General features: G+C 35.0%; 21 protein-coding genes. 7 read left to right on the forward strand and 14 right to left on the reverse strand.

Going from position 1 to position 19,410, the window contains the following annotated elements:
• Positions 1–9: 9 nt before the first annotated feature.
• Both ACFQ18_RS08775 and ACFQ18_RS08780 read right to left on the reverse strand, forming a co-directional pair.
• On the reverse strand, positions 10–1,005 hold the full coding sequence (locus ACFQ18_RS08775; RefSeq protein ID WP_047186736.1) for a lipoate--protein ligase: 996 nt from the start codon (positions 1,003–1,005) through the stop codon (positions 10–12).
• 238 nt (positions 1,006–1,243) lie between these two features.
• Positions 1,244–1,975, reverse strand: a complete 732-nt coding sequence (locus ACFQ18_RS08780) for an MBL fold metallo-hydrolase (protein WP_060667475.1) — start codon at positions 1,973–1,975, stop codon at positions 1,244–1,246.
• A gap of 104 nt (positions 1,976–2,079) precedes the next feature.
• Here ACFQ18_RS08780 and yhfH (ACFQ18_RS08785) point away from each other — a divergent pair, with 104 nt between their 5' ends.
• Positions 2,080–2,208 carry a protein YhfH gene (gene yhfH / locus ACFQ18_RS08785; RefSeq protein ID WP_083452453.1) on the forward strand — a complete coding sequence of 43 codons (129 nt, stop codon included), beginning with the start codon at positions 2,080–2,082 and terminating at the stop codon, positions 2,206–2,208.
• Positions 2,209–2,316: 108 nt separating this feature from the next.
• On the forward strand, positions 2,317–2,442 hold the full coding sequence (yhfH, locus tag ACFQ18_RS08790) for a protein YhfH (protein ID WP_379566188.1): 126 nt from the start codon (positions 2,317–2,319) through the stop codon (positions 2,440–2,442).
• Positions 2,443–2,757: 315 nt separating this feature from the next.
• On the opposite strand, the gene hemY is transcribed toward yhfH (ACFQ18_RS08790), so the two are convergent.
• From hemY to ACFQ18_RS08810, 4 genes are all read right to left on the reverse strand, one after another.
• Positions 2,758–4,158 carry a protoporphyrinogen oxidase gene (gene hemY, locus ACFQ18_RS08795; RefSeq protein WP_204798134.1) on the reverse strand — a complete coding sequence of 467 codons (1,401 nt, stop codon included), beginning with the start codon at positions 4,156–4,158 and terminating at the stop codon, positions 2,758–2,760.
• The gene (hemH, locus tag ACFQ18_RS08800; RefSeq protein WP_145523890.1) at positions 4,158–5,093 is read right to left on the reverse strand and encodes a ferrochelatase; all 936 of its coding nucleotides are present in this window, start codon (positions 5,091–5,093) and stop codon (positions 4,158–4,160) included. Before hemH ends, hemY begins: the two co-directional genes overlap by 1 nt.
• A gap of 20 nt (positions 5,094–5,113) precedes the next feature.
• Positions 5,114–6,148 carry a uroporphyrinogen decarboxylase gene (gene hemE / locus ACFQ18_RS08805; RefSeq protein WP_145523891.1) on the reverse strand — a complete coding sequence of 345 codons (1,035 nt, stop codon included), beginning with the start codon at positions 6,146–6,148 and terminating at the stop codon, positions 5,114–5,116.
• Positions 6,149–6,362: 214 nt separating this feature from the next.
• Positions 6,363–8,570, reverse strand: a complete 2,208-nt coding sequence (locus ACFQ18_RS08810) for a transglycosylase domain-containing protein (protein WP_204798133.1) — start codon at positions 8,568–8,570, stop codon at positions 6,363–6,365.
• A gap of 358 nt (positions 8,571–8,928) precedes the next feature.
• Here ACFQ18_RS08810 and ACFQ18_RS08815 point away from each other — a divergent pair, with 358 nt between their 5' ends.
• Positions 8,929–9,414 carry an antibiotic biosynthesis monooxygenase family protein gene (locus ACFQ18_RS08815; RefSeq protein WP_225344049.1) on the forward strand — a complete coding sequence of 162 codons (486 nt, stop codon included), beginning with the start codon at positions 8,929–8,931 and terminating at the stop codon, positions 9,412–9,414.
• 185 nt (positions 9,415–9,599) lie between these two features.
• Here the strand turns inward: ACFQ18_RS08815 and ACFQ18_RS08820 are convergent, their stop codons facing one another.
• The 3 genes from ACFQ18_RS08820 to ACFQ18_RS08830 form a co-directional block, all read right to left on the reverse strand.
• Entirely contained in the window at positions 9,600–10,079 is a 480-nt protein-coding gene (locus ACFQ18_RS08820) for a thioredoxin family protein (protein WP_204798132.1), read from the reverse strand.
• Complete coding sequence (locus ACFQ18_RS08825) at positions 10,072–10,518, reverse strand: disulfide oxidoreductase (RefSeq protein ID WP_047185316.1); 447 nt, start codon at positions 10,516–10,518, stop codon at positions 10,072–10,074. Before ACFQ18_RS08825 ends, ACFQ18_RS08820 begins: the two co-directional genes overlap by 8 nt.
• Before the next feature lie 88 nt (positions 10,519–10,606).
• Entirely contained in the window at positions 10,607–11,236 is a 630-nt protein-coding gene (locus ACFQ18_RS08830; RefSeq protein ID WP_244986925.1) for a phosphatase PAP2 family protein, read from the reverse strand.
• Between the two features lie 90 nt (positions 11,237–11,326).
• Between ACFQ18_RS08830 and ACFQ18_RS08835 the strand changes: the two genes are divergently transcribed.
• Positions 11,327–11,764, forward strand: a complete 438-nt coding sequence (locus ACFQ18_RS08835) for a ferritin-like domain-containing protein (protein WP_047185315.1) — start codon at positions 11,327–11,329, stop codon at positions 11,762–11,764.
• A gap of 91 nt (positions 11,765–11,855) precedes the next feature.
• Here ACFQ18_RS08835 and ACFQ18_RS08840 read toward each other — a convergent pair whose 3' ends face one another.
• Complete coding sequence (locus ACFQ18_RS08840; protein WP_204798131.1) at positions 11,856–13,070, reverse strand: ABC transporter permease; 1,215 nt, start codon at positions 13,068–13,070, stop codon at positions 11,856–11,858.
• Positions 13,063–13,806: an ABC transporter ATP-binding protein gene (locus ACFQ18_RS08845; RefSeq protein WP_047185313.1), complete on the reverse strand. Its 744-nt coding sequence runs from the start codon at positions 13,804–13,806 to the stop codon at positions 13,063–13,065. The genes ACFQ18_RS08840 and ACFQ18_RS08845 overlap by 8 nt, the downstream gene beginning before the upstream one ends.
• A 627-nt stretch (positions 13,807–14,433) precedes the next feature.
• Here ACFQ18_RS08845 and ACFQ18_RS08850 point away from each other — a divergent pair.
• From ACFQ18_RS08850 to ACFQ18_RS08860, 3 genes are all read left to right on the forward strand, one after another.
• Positions 14,434–14,865 carry an HIT family protein gene (locus ACFQ18_RS08850; RefSeq protein ID WP_047185312.1) on the forward strand — a complete coding sequence of 144 codons (432 nt, stop codon included), beginning with the start codon at positions 14,434–14,436 and terminating at the stop codon, positions 14,863–14,865.
• A gap of 136 nt (positions 14,866–15,001) precedes the next feature.
• On the forward strand, positions 15,002–15,523 hold the full coding sequence (locus ACFQ18_RS08855) for a tryptophan transporter (protein ID WP_047185311.1): 522 nt from the start codon (positions 15,002–15,004) through the stop codon (positions 15,521–15,523).
• A gap of 121 nt (positions 15,524–15,644) precedes the next feature.
• A complete protein-coding gene (locus tag ACFQ18_RS08860) occupies positions 15,645–16,016 on the forward strand; it encodes a YtxH domain-containing protein (RefSeq protein WP_370447396.1) in 372 nt (123 codons plus the stop codon).
• A gap of 52 nt (positions 16,017–16,068) precedes the next feature.
• Here the strand turns inward: ACFQ18_RS08860 and ACFQ18_RS08865 are convergent, their stop codons facing one another.
• The 3 genes from ACFQ18_RS08865 to ACFQ18_RS08875 form a co-directional block, all read right to left on the reverse strand.
• The gene (locus tag ACFQ18_RS08865; protein WP_047185309.1) at positions 16,069–16,971 is read right to left on the reverse strand and encodes a glycine betaine ABC transporter substrate-binding protein; all 903 of its coding nucleotides are present in this window, start codon (positions 16,969–16,971) and stop codon (positions 16,069–16,071) included.
• Positions 16,972–17,040: 69 nt separating this feature from the next.
• Positions 17,041–17,895, reverse strand: coding sequence for an ABC transporter permease (locus ACFQ18_RS08870; RefSeq protein WP_047185308.1), 855 nt, complete (start codon positions 17,893–17,895; stop codon positions 17,041–17,043).
• A complete protein-coding gene (locus tag ACFQ18_RS08875; protein ID WP_060667479.1) occupies positions 17,888–19,087 on the reverse strand; it encodes a quaternary amine ABC transporter ATP-binding protein in 1,200 nt (399 codons plus the stop codon). Before ACFQ18_RS08875 ends, ACFQ18_RS08870 begins: the two co-directional genes overlap by 8 nt.
• Positions 19,088–19,410: the final 323 nt, after the last annotated feature.

Here is a 19,410-nt window from a genome sequence, read left to right on the forward strand (position 1 = left end):
TTTAATTTTTTAATATAATAAGCTTAAAAAATCTTCCTTAGAGATTTTACCCAAATAATGTGGAACGTCTACTTCTTCTAATGCATTCTCAATTGCTTGACGTTCGTGACGAATTCCTATTAATTTTTCTTCTAATTCCTTTATGTCCCCGATTCCAAAGAAGTCTCCATAAATTTTGCAGTTTTTAATTATCCCTTTTTGGACATCAAGACGAACGTCTACTAATCCTGCAGGGAATTTATGAGATTCTTGAACATTATAAGATGGGGATTTTCCATAATTCCATTCCCATTTTTGATATCTATTTTTAGAAATTTCATGAATTCTTTCCCAATCTTCTTCTGTGAGTTCATACTGAGGCACATCTTTCACATCATCTACTTCAAAAACATTTTTTAAGATTATTTCTTTAAATTCTTCCATTGAAATTTTTTCATCTAAGAATTCCGAAATAGTTGCAACTCGACTGCGAATGGATTTAATACCTTTGGATTCAATTTTTTCCTTTTTCACTTTTAATGCTTTCGTTAATTCTTCTACTTCAGAATCTAGCATTAATGTTCCATGACTAAACATCCGTCCTCTGGTTGAGAACATAGCATTACCAGATATTTTTCGTCCATTGACTGCAACATCGTTTCGCCCTTGTAGTTCTGCTGGCACACCCATATCATTTAACACTTTTATAATCGGTTTTAGGAATTTAGCAAAGTTTTGAAAACTTTCTCCATCATCTTTCGTAATAAAGCTAAAGTTTATATTTTGCTCATCATGGTAAACTGCCCCTCCACCAGATAAACGACGAACCACTTTAATACCTTTTTCATCAATATAATCTGTGTTTATTTCTTCAATCGTATTTTGGTTTCTACCAATGATAATAGACGGTTGATTAATATAGAAAAGTAAATATGTATCCTTTTCGCCAAAATTTTCAAGGATATATTCCTCGATAGCTAAATTAATCATTGGATCTGTAATACCTTTGTTGTCGATAAACTTCATAACCTATCATCTCCTATAAGAGGTTGTTCAAAAAAGTCCGGTGAAAATGACACTTCGCATTTCTTCGTTGGCTTGCTTTTCCGTTCCTCACGTATTAATTGCATACGTTCCGGTACTCAAAGCTACGCCGCCTCGAACTGCTTGGTCCTTTTCATCCTCCTTTTTGAACACACACTATAATTATCCTACTTCATTATTTTAACAAATTGAATCACAATTCAAAGAAAAATGCCCTAAATTACCTATTCCAAATTAACCCTTCTTTTGCCAGTTGAACTTCTCCGGGAAAATGTTGCTTTGCTTCTTTAATTAATTTTTCCCTCTCCCCATATTGAGGCAAATGAGATAATAATAGTTGTTTGACATTAGCCATTGCAGCAATTCGACCAGCTTCCTCGCTATTCATATGACCGGCGTTTGAACCGTCACTACCCGCATAATAGTTACAGTCCGTTATAAGCAAGTCTGCACCTTCAGCGAAAGCCCCCCATTCTTCTTGATAACTAGAATCAGCGGTGTATACTACAACAGATTCACCATCTGTAATTCTCATCCCAAAACATGGCACAGGATGTTTGGTTCTTAGGAATGTGATCGTAAAAGGACCAATTTGCAATGCTTCATCAGGACTGTAAGCCATTCCCTTCGTATATGTATGGGAGAGGGCTTGAAAACCATCGCTATCTTCGGCATGTCCATAAATAGGTAAAACTGTATCATTTCCTGTTACATAATACTCAATTAATTTTGCATATTGTAATACACCAATATCAGCGACATGATCATGATGATAATGGGAAACAATCACAGCATCAAGGTCTGCGATATGCTTATATTTTTGCAATTTCGATAAGGAACCACTACCAACATCCATTAATAGTGAATACCCATCCTTCTCCAACAAATAAGCAGAAGTTGCACCATCTACGGCTGGATAACCGCCCCAAAAGCCAATTACAGTAAGCTTCATCAAAACACTCCTTCATTTTTTAAAAATGTTATAAAACAGCATTGACAATTTTAACCCTGTTGTAATACAATAATAGTACAATAACAAAAGGGGGAAATAAAAACATGATGAACGTAATTGAGTTTTTCAAAAACCTACCTAAAAAACAATGTAAGCAGTGTGGTGGAGACATCCACGAAAAGGCAGATTGCTATGGTAATATCTGTGACGAATGTGACCACCCAGCAAGATAATCCAATATCGCTCTTTTTTTATACCACTGCTGTTATACAACATAATAAAAAAACAACACCTAACATACAACACAATCTAAGTATTTACTAAGGGGGAAAGTTATCATGATGAATATAATCGAATTCTTTAAAAATCTTCCTAAAAAGCAATGCCACGTTTGCGGAGGGGAAATCCACGAAAAAGCCGATTGTTATGGTAATATTTGTGACGAATGCGATCATCCGGCTAGATAATAAATATTAAGTATTTTTCTCGTTATAACAGAATCACGATATATTTATTCCACCTCAAGCTTTCGGGGAACAAAAAGATAGGTGGGAGATCAACTGCCCGTAAAGGTTCGCCATCAGTGGAGGATGATGGAATTTCCCCACTGATGGAAGTCTTCTTTATCAATCTCATCTTCCTAATGATTCAAAATGGATACAGCTGCATTGCAGTTGTATTTTTTATTTAAGACAACTTGTATTAGCTATTAGGTTGATAAGTGCTATTGTAGCCAAATTGCCTTTTAAAATAGCGTTGATTAAAATAATCAACGCCACTCGTTACGCTAAGTTATTTAAAACTTCATGTGCAATGTTTTCCCCACTTGCAATACAATCAGGAATTCCTGAACCATCATACGAACTACCAATTAAATAAACGCCTGGTAATTGTTCGGCTATATTTTCTTTGACTTTCTTTATTCTGTCCAAGTGGCCTACTGTATATTGTGGACGGGAATCTTTCCACCGAGTGACAATAGTAAATTCAGGTTTTCCCTTAATTTTCATCACTTGTTTTAAATCATTTATTACTATTTCCGTTATTTCTTCATCTGATAAATCCACAATCCCTTGATCAGTCGGTTTTCCAACATAACACCGCAATAACACTTTGCCTTTTGGTGTTGTTGTTGGCCATTTTTTATTAGTCCATGTACATGCCGTAATTCGGTATTTATTACTGTTACGGGCAACTTGAAAACCTGTTCCTTCTACCTTGTTCTTAATAGCTTTTTCATCAAATGCCATAACTACATTCGCTGAGGATGTAAGTGGAATCTCTTGTAACGTCTTAAAGAATTCAAATTGGCTAAATATTTTAGGTACAACATCATGCTGTGTTGCCATAATAACAGTATCCGCTTTTATTACGTCACCATTACTTAATAATATATGGTAACCGTGTTCTTTCTTTTCAATATGATCTACCGATTTTTGCATGGAAATAGATTCTTTATCTATTTCTTCTACTAAACGGTGAATTAAAGTCTCCAAACCATTCTCAAATGAAAAAAATGCCCCTTTTTGCTTTTTATTTTTCTTTTTGGTACTAGGCATTGTTTTTTGTAGACCTTTCATCACACTTCCGTATTTTTGTTCTAATTGATAAAACAGAGGGTAAGTGGCATTAATACTCATTTCGTCAATATCTCCGGAATGAATACCAGATAAAAGTGGAGAGATTTGCATATCCACAGTCTCATTTCCAAAACGAGCACGTAAAAATTTGCCTAATGATTGGTCTCCATCATTATTACTTTTTGGTAAAACAAGATCATTTAGTGCCCTAATCTTACCTTTCCAGGAAAGGAGACTGGATGACATCAAAGCACCTTTGTCTTTAGGTACACCCATATACGTTCCTTTTGGTAAAGGATGTAATTTATTCTGTGCTAAAATATAGGACTGTCCAGTTGCATTATGTATCATTTCATCTTCTAGACCAAGTTCCTTCACAAGCTTAATTGCGGAAGGTTTTCTTTCTAGTAAAGAATCCGGTCCTTTTTCAATTGTAAATCCATCGCGTTTTATTGTTTGTATTTTTCCACCTAGACGATAACTTGCTTCGATTAATTTAAATGTATAAGGAAGAGACTTTGATTGGATTAACTTTTTTAAATAGTAGGCAGCGGAAAGACCTGTAATTCCGCCACCTACAATGACTATATTTTTCTTTTCCATTATGCTTCACTCTTCGTAGTATTTAATACAACGTCAGCAAGTGTCTCAATGAACAATGGATGGACATTCGGCATTTCTGGACGATAATAATTCGCATTTAGTTCGTCGCAAACTACTTTGCATTCATAATCATTATCATATAAAACTTCCAAATGATCCGCTACAAATCCAACTGGTGCGTAAACAAAGGAACGATATCCTTTTTGTTCAAATAAATCACGAGTTAGATCTTGTACGTCTGGTCCTAGCCAAGGATCGGGAGTATTTCCTTCACTTTGCCAACCTAATTCATAATTTTCGATTCCAGCTTCTTTCGCTATAAGATCAGCAGTCTCTTTTAACTGGTTCGGATATGGGTCTCCATTTTGTAAAATTTTCTCTGGTAAGCTATGTGCAGAAACAATTAATACAGCTTTATTACGTTCTTCGTCACTCATTTTATTAAAGATAGTTTTGACACCATCTGCCCAGAATTTAATAAAGCCTTCTTCGGTATACCAGCTCTGTACAGATTTAATAGAAATTCCGTGTTTTTCACATTCGCTTTGCGCACGATCATTATAAGATTTCACACTAAATGTAGAATAATGAGGTGCTAATACAAGGGAAACAGCCTCCGTAATTCCGTCTTTTGCCATTTCTTTCACGGTATCTTCAATAAATGGATGAATATGTTTCAAGCCAATATAAGCCTTAAATTCATATTCATCTTGAATAGAATTTAATTGTTCTTCTAGTGCTTTCGTTTGGTCTTTTGTAATTTTAGCTAATGGAGAAGTCCCGCCAATTGCTTTATAACGATCTTTTAAATCTTGCAATGCCTCAGGTTCTGGCTTTCTACCATGACGGATATGTGTATAATATGGTTCGATATCCTCTTCTTTATATGGAGTTCCATATGCCATTACTAGTAGTCCAATTTGTTTCTTACTCATTTGTTCGCGTCCTTTCGTGTCTATTTCCTTGAGTATTCATGAATTAAAGCTGTCAATTTCTTCAATGTTTCAGGTTTAATTTCTGGAGTCACTCCATGTCCTAAATTAAAGACGTGATTTCCATACTCTTTACCTTCGTCTAAAATAGCTTTTGTCCTATTTTCTATTGTTTCCCATTCTGTAAGTAAAATCATAGGATCAAGATTTCCTTGTAGAACCTTCGTAACGCCCATTTCTCGCGCTTCTTTAATAGAAGTTCTCCAATCCAACCCGATAACATCAACCGGTAAGTCATTCCACTCTAATAATAAATGACGAGCACCAACACCAAAATAAATTAACGGTACATCTTGGTTACGTAATTCCGAAAAAATTCTTGTCATCACAGGCTTAATGAATACACGGTAATCTGGTGCATTAAGTGCCCCTACCCATGAGTCAAAAATTTGAATTGCCTTTGCACCAGCTTCAACTTGTGCTTCCACATAGGAAATAATCATATCAGCTAATTTATCCATTAAAGCAAACCATGTGGATGGTTCACGATACATTAATGCCTTTGTCTTATTATAGTTTTTTGAAGGACCTCCCTCAATCATATAACTAGCAAGCGTAAATGGCGCACCACTAAACCCAATCAAAGGTACTTCTAATTGTTCTTCCGTTAACAATTTGATCGTATCTAATACATATGGAACGTCACGGGATGGATTGATTTCACCTAGGCTTTCCACATCTTGGAAGTTGTTTATCGGATTATCAATAACAGGTCCAACGCCCGCTTTTATTTCCACTTCAATACCAATGTAAGGAAGTGGTGTCATGATATCTTTATATAAGATAGCAGCATCAACCCCATAATTTTCTACTGGTAAACGCGTTACATATGCGCATAATTCTGGTTGATGAGTGATTTCAAATAAAGAATACTTTTTCTTTAGTTCTCGATATTCTGGTTGTGATCTACCTGCTTGTCTCATAAACCAGCCAGGAGTATAATCCGTTTCTTCCCCGTTATATGCTTTAATAATAGTATCATTGATTTTTTTCGACATTTTTTTCATCCTTTAACCGTTTCTTCTATCCCTACTATAAAGATTTGCGTAACAAAAGTGTAGTAAAATCCACTTTTGTCACTAATTTGACTCAATTACACGATGATATGAAAACATTTTACCATGATAAAGAAGACTTTCATCGGCGGGGTTTTTCTTCATCCCCTACTGACGGCCGCACCTATCGGACTTTTACAGGCAGTTGATCTCTCAACTACCTTCTTTGTTCCCTAGAAGGCTTGAGGTAGGATAAATTTACCGTATCAGACCTTACGCCTTCCAATTTTGTAAGTGGATCATAAGGAACAACATAATAGTTATTGGAATGGAATAAATTAAAATTTATATAAAATTCATCCTTTCCTGTAACTTCTCCAACCCGTTCATCGATTCCATCTTTTTCACGATAGATACGATAAACTACACGTTTATCCTTAGACCCATTCCATGAAATTTTTCCTCTGACGAAAGAAACTCCTCCGAATTCGAGTTCAGCGCGAATATTCTCAATTTCAGGTAATACAATTGGTTCAGGTAAGTCTTTCACATTACTAGGTTTGATGAAGTCCTTGGATAATGAATGTTCTTTATCCATTTCCGTTAGTATCGATTTAGTAAGAGCAGTAGGATAAGTACTGCCACCTGTAAGATAATGATTTTCATCCGATTGATCATACCCCATCCATAATACACTTACATATTCTGGTGTATATCCTACAAACCATGCATCTTTTGTTTGTCCTTCGACGTGAGGATGTTCCGTGGTTCCCGTTTTTCCTGCTAAGGCCTTCTTATATTCCCCTGCACTTCCTGTCCCCTTCTTCACTGTAGTAGATAAAATTTTTGTCATATCCCATGCGACCTGAGGACTGAAAACCTTAGTTTTTCGGGATTCTGCCTCATAAACCACTTTATCATATCGATCATAAATCCGATCAATCGTATATGATTTCACCATTTTTCCCTCATTAGCAAAGGCACTATACCCTTCCATCAACTGAATTGGGGTAACTCCACGAGTTAATCCACCTAAAGCAATTGCAAGTCCTTTATCATCATTATCTAGTTGTATTCCCATTTTTTCTAAATACGTTTTAGAATAGTCTACCCCTATTTCATTCAATAACCACACAGCAGAAGTGTTTTTGGATTGAACGATTGCTTCATAAACCGTAGTTATATTCGCGTACGTATCATCTGCATTTGAAACCTCGTAATCATGAATATCCATTTGTTGATCGGGAATAAGTGTAAATGCTGAATATGCATCTTCTTTCATCATAGCAGGACCATATACTGCTAAAGGTTTGAATGTCGAACCTGGTTGTCTCTTCACTAACACGCGATCTAAATTACCAAACTGATAATTTCTTCCCCCTAAAGTCGCGACAATTTTCCCGCTTTTCGCCTCCATCATGACAAATGTTCCTTCCACCTCATCATTGTTTCCCGGGAAATAATCACTATCTTGGAACTTTTTGTAAGCAACCTTCTGTATATTATTGTCTAAATTAACAACAATCCGGTAACCTCCCCTCTCTAAATCATCCAAGGACAATTTATATTTTTCTTCAGCTTCTTTTACTACTAGATCCATATAAGAATCATTCCATGGTTTTTCTTTTTCCTTTTGCAAATTTAGATCAAGGGCTGTACTTTGTTCTTTTAATCTTACTTCATGAGAAATCTTTCCTGCATCTTCCATGGACTGTAAAACGATATTTCTTCGTTTCAAGGCCTTATCGGGATAATCGATTGGGGAATAACCATTTGGAGCTTTTGCAAGACCTGCTAACATAGCACCTTCTGCAATGGTTAAATCGGAAACAGATTTAGAGAAAAAGAAATGAGAAGCAGTTTCTAATCCATATACCCCCTTTCCAAAGTAGAGTTGGTTCAAATATAATTCTAATAGTTCATCCTTTGTAAACTGCTGCTCTAAATAAATAGCGGCCATTACTTCTTTAGCTTTTCTAGACCATGTTTTATCATTATATAAAAAGAGATTTTTCGCTAATTGTTGGGTTAAAGTGCTTGCCCCTTCTACCTTTCCCATAGCAAGAATATCTTTGTAAACAGCACGTATAACAGATTTGAGATCCACACCAAAATGGTCGTAGAAACGTCTATCTTCAATCGAAATAAATGCATCTTTTACATGTTCAGGTATCTCATCAATAGATATGTAGTTTCTATTCTCATTATAGAGTTTGCCTATTATTTCACCATTAGTCGTTTCAATTGTAGTAGTCCCATCTAAACTTAATTTTTCTTTGTCAACAACTAAACTTCCACCAACCCAAATGGCCCCATAACCAATGAAGCAAAATAATAAAATACTAATAAGAAAAATGAAATACCTTTTCAATTTTCTTATTAACCGATGTCGTATTGATAATTGTTCCTTCTTATTATTCTGCATCGATTCACCTCTGTAATGATACTCACCTAATTATACGACAAATTCCGCAATCAGAAAAGCAAAATAAATTATTTATTAGTTAATAATAATTATAAATTACAAACTCCCTGTGAATGATTTTTCTCACCTAAACTGGAAGCAAGACTCCCCTCTTAAGCTTCTTGAAAATCAAAAAGGTTGGTGGAGACCAACTGCACTTATGGGCGATAAATGCAACTAACCATCATGGGGGGATGAAGAGAACCCCCACTGTTGGAAGTATTCTTTATATTTAGTAGTATATACATAACTGAAACTTATATTTTTTCTATTCGGGTAATATAATAAGAAGAGAAAGGGTGGTACGATGAGGGCCCATATGACAAATGGTACGTTAGATTTTCTACTTAAACTAGAAGAAAAGCACCCCAACATTTCATTTCACTTTATGACTAGTAATAGTGGAGCATTAGCATACTATGAGAACAGTGATAAGAAGGTATTCAGTGCTGGTAGAACGTATGAAATAGTTAAACAATCCGGTAATTTTATTAAAAAAGCCTATATTGTTATGAATACCATTACTGTATATGAAGAAGATCAAAACGTATTTGAGGATCGAATAAAAAATAGACTAGTGAATAAAATAGATGACTGCCACGCTTACCGTTTTCTAAAACCGGTAAAAGGTAATAAATTTGTTATTCTAACCGTTTGGAAGTCCGTTGAAAACTATAATAACTGGAAAAAATCTCAACGATTTCAAGATGCACAAAAAATATTGCACGCAGAAACACCTGCTTACCCTAGCGATTTACCGTTTACTACTTCCTATTTTCTTTATGAAAAAGAAGGAGCTAACTAGTTTTTTATCTAGTTAGCTCTTTCCGTAGTAAGACGTCCAGCTCCAGCGCCCAGCGACTAGCGAGACTTCCTTCACCTCCGTGCGATAAGTCAACATCGACTCACTCCGTTCGTCGTGTTTCCTTTATCTCCTGCGGCTCAGTCCAGTCCGTACGTCGCTAACCGGGCGCTTACGCTTTTGTTTGCCTATTTAAGTACATATTCATCAAAAAATTTCTGGAATTCTTCTTCTGATTGTTGACCTACAATTCTTGCTTCTTCTTTCCCATCTTTAAAATGAATTAATGTTGGAGTACTTTCAATAGCGTAAGGCTCACCCTCTTCAGGAAACTCTAGAAGATTGAGCATCTTCATATCGACACCGTTTTCTTCAGCAAGCGGAACTAGGTATGGTGTCGTATTTTGGCAATACGAACATGTCGGACTAAAGAAATATACGGTCACGTCTTCACCATTTTTCAACTTTGACTCCAGCTCATCTGGCAAAATTTGATTTTGATAATTTGGATCATCTAGCTGATCAATAGTTGCTTGATCTAAATCACTCGTTCCATAAGGATTATCTGAACCATTCGTTTTTTGGTTATTTTGATACTGGACAACGAAAAACAAAGCAATAATTAAAACCACAATAACCCCAATGATTGCTATCATTTTTTTACCCATTATTTACTTCCTCCTTTACTACTTTCCATAAAAATATACTTAAAACAAATATAACAGTAAAAGCGACAAATGCTAAAAATGGTATGGTAATAAAACCAAAATAATTCACATATATTGCATTACAAGGAACGCCCCCAGCACATGACCCTCCCATTTCTTGCATTGCTGGTACTTTTTGAACAAGATAATGATAGAAAGAAACAACGATACCGACTCCACTTAAAATAATACCAGACACAATACTATTAATTTCTTTCTTGATTGCAGCAACACCATAAATAACAACTAATGGGTACATCAAAATTCGTTGATACCAACATAATTCACATGGTATGTATCCCATTACTTCAGAATAAAACAAACTCCCTGCCATTGCGATAAAGGCCTGGGTCCATGCTAACATTAATAAATTTTCAGCTTTTTTGGATAGTTTTCCCATATAATATACCCTTTCATGGTTTACTTTTCTCTAAAAACTAATTATACATGGTTGGTTTCCTATCTGCCTAAAAAAAACTATGACAACTTTATGACTCTTTTGGAAAAAGTTTTTCATATAGATAAATGTAGCAGATCAATAGAATAAATCCTATACCAAACCCTGCTAATACATCTGTTAAATAATGTGCATTAATAATGAACCTACTAATTCCAATTAGAAATACAAGAAGAGATAAGCTAACTTGGATAATTATTGATATACTATGTACTTTCACTTTTCTTGTAATAAAAAATGCTAGTAAACCGTAGCAAACCATCGAAATCATGGCATGACCTGATGGAAAACTTCCTCCTACCGCATTAGCTGCTACTATAATACTAGGCCTTTCGCGAGGGATAATATCTTTGATAAATCCATTTATAAAATAGGAAAAAAGTGTCCCTCCCGCAAATATAAAAGGAGGAAGCAAATGTTTATATATCAAGGCCAAAATTACCGACGCTATTAGAACAAAAGGAATTAAAAATTGTCTTGAACCCAACTGAGTAATGGCAAACGCAAAATAGTATAAAGGTGTACCTGCATACCCTTCTACTAATTTAATTGTCCACTGATCCACTAATGGAACGTAGCCATTCCTAATTTGAAATATCCAAACCGAGATTGGTATGAATATAATGATGGTTAGCAATATCATTAGATTTCTTTTTCGCAATAATGTTAACCCCTTTTTGTATGTAATGTTTAAAATAATCGTGATGTGGTATACAGGTAGTATAACAAAAATATAAAGGTAGGGATAATCATGGAAAAAGAAATGAAGCAATTAATAGATGGACTAAACGAAGACCTATCTCATGAATACGGTGCAGCTATCCAATATACTTATAGTGCTTCCGTTGTATCCGGACTTTACCGTTCTGCTCTTAAACCATTTTTTGAAGAAGAGATTACAGATGAGTTAGGACATGCATTGTATCTTTCTGAAAAAATCAAATCACTTGGCGGAACACCAACAACTAGCGCTGCAGAAGTTCCACAGCCTACTGATGTTAAAGACTTACTAGAGGCGACTCTAAAAGCTGAATCTGATACCATTAAACGATATGAAACAAGAAAACAACAGGCAGAAAATCTAGGATTAACAGAACTTGTTGTAAAATTAGAAGATTTAATTTCGGATGAAACCAATCATAAAGAAGAAATCGAACGGTTATTAGAAGATCCAAGATTTAATTCATGAAATAGCTATAAAGAAGACTTCTATCAATCGGGGGTTTCTATCTTCCAAAAATAAATCAGTGGAGCTTATTATTCCACTGATTATTTTTGTTTTATTCTAATTTAGATTTCACATACCCACTAATAAATACGAAACTAAACAATAACCCACCAATTAAAGCAATCACAAATCCTAAATATTCTTGTGTTAATACAATAACAAGAGCAAAAAGAATCGTTTGAACAATACTTAATTGATATAAAATTTTCATGACGGCTCTTTTGCGCTCACTCATTTCAACAGGATACAAATCTAACCATATATTCACTCGATGGTGATGATACAATGTCATCATTTGGAATGTACTTAAATATAAAAATAGGATGCTAAGAATAACCTTTAACCACATATTTGGGACAAAGAAAATGAATAATCCTCCAATTACGAGTAAACGGAAATACATCCCTATGTACTCTCCACTACGTACAAAAGTGATACGGTATAAGTAGTCATAACTATTTTTATTATGAAATGGAACAGAATTTGTAACCAATCGAACGAGCCACTGACGTTTTTTAACACGTACCTTTAAATGTGGCACATCTGCAAACATATTAGCAAAACGATAAAATGCCTGTAAGCGATGTTGGTCTTTTTCGATTAATAATTCCCAGTTAATCCCTATTTGCTTTTTGGAATAATAATAATCGTAGAGAAAGATGATAACAAAAATAAACGTCGTAATCCCTGCAAACATAACATCGCCACGTATTACAAAATAAAAAATGGTTATGTTTAATATGATACGGACGAAAGCATCCAATAATCGTATATTTTTATCTCTAACTTTTAGCATCCACCAATTTGCAAAAAGATTGCCTATTTTTATAATAAGTAAAACGAGTAAAGTAAGTAGATAAATACTTCCAGTACGTTCCGGATAAGAAGCAAAAAATAAAGGACCTAAAGCAGCTGCTATAAGTAAAATTAAATATAGTTGAATCACGAAACTATAAATTAAAGTATTACGAAAATAAGCACTCATCTTATCTTCTGCAGTAATGATAAAAACAAGATCAGGTTCCTTTAATAACGTTCGTACAGGACTATAGCTAGCAACTAAACCAAATAAAACTCCAATAACCAGAGCAGTTGGAAAGTTAGACGGTAAATCATCTAAAGCCTGCCGATAATAGACAGCTAAAGTAGAAATTAAAAAGAAAAGCACAATAACCATATGTCCATTTAAAATATAGCGTAAATATCTCCCTAATTCCTTTATATGGGCAGATAAACGCCTTTTATAAAACAAATGGGAATCAAACATGGCTATCTTCCTTTGTTAATTGAACATATAAATCATCTAAAGTTGCTTGAGGCATATTGAAATCGTCTCTTAACTCGTCCAATGTACCTAAAGCACGAATCTTACCGTCATGCAAAATAACAAAACGATCACAATACCGTTCAGCAGTTGCTAAAATATGTGTAGACATTAAGACACCTGCACCATTGTTTTTTACATCATTCATTAATTGTAAATAAGACTGTATTCCTAATGGGTCTAGTCCAACGAACGGCTCGTCGACAATATACAATGGAGGATTAATTAAGAATGCACACATAATCATTACTTTTTGACGCATCCCCTTTGAAAAATGAACAGGAAACCAATTTAGCTTTTTTTCCATACGAAATTCCTTTAGTAAAGGATCTAATCGTTCCTTAAAGATATCTTCACTAAGTCCGTATGCCATTGCAGTAAGTTGAAGGTGTTCATATAAAGTCAATTCATCATAAAGGATTGGCATTTCAGGAATATATGCGATTTGCTTTCGATAAGTTGTAGAACTTTCTTTAAATGTTTTTCCATTTACGACGATGTTCCCTTTTTTGGGTTGCATAAGTCCAATTACATGTTTAATGGTTGTACTTTTTCCTGCACCATTTAATCCAATTAACCCAACAATTTCTTTCGGCTTCACATCAAAGGAAATACCATGAAGGACGTTTTTATGTGTATAACCACCATAAAGATTATCAATATGTAAAAGTGAATCCAAATCATTTCCTCCTCTTCATTACCCTTGATTTTATCACGTTTAGCAAGCTTTTCCAAAACAAACTGTCATTAAAATTTCGACACGAAAATAGGGTTTTATTTTTTTAAAGAAATATTTTTAATTTGTTGTATATAAAATAAGAAACAAGTACAGAATAGGTAGTGAAGAAACAGGATGCAGCAAACACTTAACCAAGTGTGAATCACAAATGAGGTGTTAGTGATCGAGTTACTAATATAGATTTTGTGTATATTAAAAAACACAAATGAGGTGTTAGTGAACGATAATCTACTCTGAATTTGAGACTAATTTACACACAAATGAGGTGTTGGTGTTGGCGATTCTAATGTAGAAAACCCTTTTGCCAGATATCGTCTCATTATATGAGGCTTTGACAAAAAGGTTTTTGTAAACAGTTAAATTACGATTTAACAAGTTTACTGTCCCCACTCATTAGGTTTACCATCCTGTTTCTTCAAATAATAGGTCTAGCTCGTATATATACGGGTTGGGCCTATTTCTTTTTCTAAAACACTTTACTTTGTTTCCGCTTCCTATATACAATAGAAGAGGATGTTCAAAAAGTCCGATGAAGGTAGTAATTACTATTAATTAGGAGTGATCAATATGAATCATGAAGATTGTATTTTTTGTAAGATTATAAATGGTGATATTCCGTCTGCAAAAGTTTACGAAGATGAGCATGTGTATGCGTTTTTAGACATTTCTCAAGTTACAAAAGGACATACATTAGTCATTCCAAAAACACATGTCAAAGATATTTTCGAAACACCACCCGAAGTAGCTAAAGAATTGTATGCGCGAATTCCAAAAGTAGCAAATGCTATAAAAGAAACATACCAACCACTTGGATTAAATACGTTAAACAACAACGGAGAAGCTGCTGAACAGTCTGTATTTCATTTACATATCCACCTTATCCCACGATATGGCGAAGGAGACGGCTATACACCAAATTGGACCGTTCACACCGATGACTATACTTCAGAAGATTTACAACAGATTGCTAAAGAAATCGGACAAAACATCCAAAATTAGTCTGAAAAAATAGAAATAAATAAATAGCACTATTTATTTATTTCTATTTTTGTTATAATAGCTGTAAGTTTCCGCAACTGACAACGAGTGTACAGTTGGGAGTAGCTTAGAAAAGCATAGATGAGGAGAGATCAGTATGAATATTCGCATTTTAATTACTTTGTCACTTTTGGTGGGGATTGGTACAGTATTACACGCAGTCGTACCAGGGTTTGTTTTTGGTGTTAAGCCAGATATGTTGTTATCCATGATGTTTTTAGGCGTATTTCTATTCCCTAAAGCAAGATACGTTCTGTTATTGGCATTAGTATCTGGAGTTATTTCTGCTTTAACTACACAAGCACCCGGTGGACAAATTGCAAACATGATTGATAAGCCTTTATCTGCATTTATTGTTTTAGCTCTTTTTGTACTACTACAAAAGAAAGTTCGCAATGCGATCAGTGCACCTATCTTAACTTTCATTGGAACGGTCATTAGTGGTTCCGTATTTGTTGGTGTAGTTGCATTGTTTGCTGGGTTAGGTAATGGAACTTTCTTAGCAATGTTTGTTGGTGCTGTCCTACCCGCTGCTGCAGTAAACACGCTAATCATGGTAGTTATTTACCCTGTTGTCCAATCCATCATGAAACGAACAAAGTTCATCGCAGCAACTTAAACGCAAAGAGGTTCCTCTGGCATCATGCCTGAGGATCTTTTTTTCTAAAAATAGAGATGTATCACTTACAACCAACGCATTACTGTAGTATTATTATGTTATAATATAAAGTGAAAGGAGCGTGTTAACTTTGTCAAGAACGAAATCACTCGTTTTAGGACTCATTGTTGGCGGAGCTGTTAGTGCATCCGTAGCTTTATTAACTACACCTTCATCTGGAAAAGACTTTCGTAATCGTTTTAGAGAACATGATATGAAAGAATTACTTAATAACTTAAAAGAAGATGGATTACGTCTTAAAAGACAAATTACTGAAACTTCAAAGGAAAGTGCTTCCTTAATTAAAGATTTAACCCAAGATATCAAGAAATCAGTAGAAGAATGGAAAGACACGGTAGAGCCTCACCAAGAAAATATTCATAAGTACTTGGAACAAATAGAAAGCAGTTTAAGAGACCTTGAAGAAAAGGTAAAGACTACCACCACAAATTAAACAAAAAGCTGATACATTTTAAACATGTATCAGCTTTTTTATGCCTATTTAATTATTCAATTCCTTCTGTCCACTCAGCTACTTTATCTTGGTTTTCTTCTACCCAAGCTGCTGCTGCATCTTCAGGGCTTTCCCCATTTTGAATAGCTAACATTACTTCTTCCATATCAGAAATATCCCAATGGAAGTTATCCAATACTTGGTAAGCTTCAGATGCATCGTCTTTTAATCCTTCGCGAACAAAGGTATTAATCGTTTCTTCTCCTCCAAAAGTTCCTTCAGGGTCATCTAAATATTTAAGATCATATTTGGAGAATTTCCAGTGTGGAGACCAACCAGTTACAACAATATCTTCTTTGTTTTTAATTGCTTCCCCTAATGCAGTTGCCATTGCACCACTTGAAGAAGTTTGAACTTCCCATCCATCAAGATTATCATAGTCTTCTAATGATTGTTCAGCGGCAGCAACTACACCAGCACCTGCGTCAATACCGGTAATTTTTTTATCAGCTTGATCTTTTAAATCAGCAATAGAATTAACATCTTCCATATATTCAGGAACAACTAAACCTATTTTAGCGCCTTCCAAATTAGGTCCTAAATCTTCCACCTGGTCACCGTATTGGGCGGCTTGTGATTCATGTGTTACTGGCAACCATGCAGAAACCGAAGCATCGGCTTCCCCACTTGCAACTGCTTCCCACATAACGGCATTATCAAGTGGAGTTAATTCAACTTTATAACCTAAATCTTCAAGAACTTTCCCAATAACATTGGAAGACGCGACCTCTGAATCCCATTCTACATAAGCTAAATTCAATTCTTTTTGCTCTTTTGATTTACCGTCAGAAGCAGTATTATCTGATTCTGAGTCATTCGCACCACAACCTGCTGCAACTAATGATAAGGAAAGTCCAGCTACAACACTAAGACGTTTCCAGTTCAGATTAAACATAAATAAAATCTCCCCTTTTTTAAAATTATTATATTTAGACTTTTCAAATTGAAAAGATACCAACTAGACTTATTTTTTCTTGTTCATATTTTGGGTAATACGATCAATGATAATTGCTAAAATAACAATACCTAAACCAGCTACGAAACCAGTACCCACCTCTGCACGTTGAAGAGATGAAAGAACTTCTCTACCAAGACCTTTCGCGCCAATCATAGAAGCAATAACAACCATGGATAGAGCTAGCATTACGGTTTGGTTAATTCCAGCCATAATGGTTGATTTCGCCATGGGTAATTCTACCTTAAATAACTTCTGTGCTCCTGTACTACCAAAAGCATCTGCCGCTTCAACCAGTTCACTGGAAACTTGCCTAATCCCTAGGTTTGTAAATCGAACAGTTGGCGGTGTGGCAAATATTAAAGAAGCAAACACACCTGGAACCATACCAATACTGAAAAATGCTACAGCAGGTATTAAATAAACAAAAGCTGGCATGGTTTGCATAAAGTCTAGAATTGGCGTAATAATGGTATTTGCAATTTTACTTTTAGACATCAATATACCAATTGGAACACCAATAATAACGGATAAGATACTCGCTAACAATACTAGTGTGACAGTATTCATTAAATTTTCCCAATGACCTTGATTATAAATTAACCAAAGACCAACGATGGAAAAAGCTGCAAGACCAAATTTCTTCCCGGAAACAAAGAACGCTAGCACCGCAACGGCAAGGATAAAAATGACAGGTGGAATTGCTAATAGTACATCATCTGTGAAGAATCCCATAAACTCATTTAAATATTTTTTGATCGGTTCGAATAAAAATGCAAATGTTTCTTTCGTTTTATCTGTTACCCATTCCGTACCTTCTGCAATAGGTAATTTTGGTATAAAATCTAATAGACTATTAAGCATTTTCTACATTCACCTCGCCTTCCCCAGCAAGAGCCGCTATAACAGAACCTCTGACAATAACTCCTACTAGTTTCCCTTCTTCCACTACTGTTACTGGTACTTGCGAATCATAAATGATAGAAAATATATCGTGCAATGCCGTATCTTTATTCACTGTCGGCATGTCCGTTTTGATTATTTGTTGTACATCTCTAATGTCTTTCTTACGTGCGTCAGAAGCATCATCTGCAGTAATATATCCTTTTAAATTTCTCTTACCATCTACTACAAAAATACTCGATAAACCTTCTTCCCTCATTCTTTCTAAAGCAACACGTGGTCCATGTTTTTCTACATTAATCGTTTCTGGTCGTTTCATAATGTGTTGAGCACTTAATACTTTAGACTTATCAACATCTTCCACGAATTTTTCAACGTAATCATTTGCCGGATGAACTAATATCTCCTCAGGAGTACCAATTTGTACAATAGAACCATCTTTCATTAATGCAATTCGATCTCCCAAACGTAATGCTTCATCAAGATCATGTGTAATAAAAACAATTGTTTTTTGCATCGTTGTTTGTAGATCTATTAATTCATCCTGCATTTCTTTACGAATTAATGGATCAAGTGCCGAGAAGGCTTCATCCATTAATAATACTTTCGGATCATTTGCTAGTGCCCTGGCCAATCCGACACGTTGTTGCATCCCGCCCGAAAGCTGACCAGGAAATTGTTCTAAATAATTACCAAGCCCGACTAATTCGAGAGCTTCTTTTGCTTTCTTCTCACGTACCTCTTTAGGTACATCTTGGATTTCTAAACCATATTCCGCATTTTTTAATATCGTTCGATGTGGGAACAATCCAAACTTCTGGAAAACCATACTTAGTTTTTCTCTTCTTACTTGACGCAGAGCTGTTTTATCCATTTTAGATAAATCCTCTTCGTCAATAAATATGCTTCCCATCGTTGGTTCAATTAATCGATTAATAAGGCGAACTAATGTTGACTTACCGCTCCCCGATAAACCCATAATTACAAAAATTTCACCTTGTTCTACAGAAAATGAAGCCTGGTTAACCCCAACCGTACATCCTGTTTCTTTCAGAATGGCTTCTTTAGATTTGCCCTCATTCAGTAGTTTTAATGCTTGCTTTGTATTCTTTCCAAATACTTTTGTTAACTTTTCTACTTGGATGATTGACATATCTTTCACCTCTTTCTTTTAATCTATTTAATTAGAAAACTTGGCATTCGCTATTAAGTTGGGCGATGCCTAAGTAACACTTTTACAGGAAGAAAACATATACCTTCCTTTCTGCTAAGCAAAATGTTTACTATTTAGAAACCTGTTTTGACATCAAAAGTTCTAAATAACTGATCATACTATATAACTATACATCTAATTGTTAGTCTTTCACAAACTGTGAATACCGTTGTTTTCGAATATATTTTATGTACAGTTTGAACTGTACAAAGATTAAGTAAGTAATGCTTTGAATTCCTCCTAATCACGTCAAAATACTGCAT

Origin of the sequence: Oceanobacillus caeni (assembly GCF_042678465.1) — a bacterium.
Taxonomy (GTDB): Bacteria; Bacillota; Bacilli; order Bacillales; family Amphibacillaceae; genus Oceanobacillus; species Oceanobacillus caeni.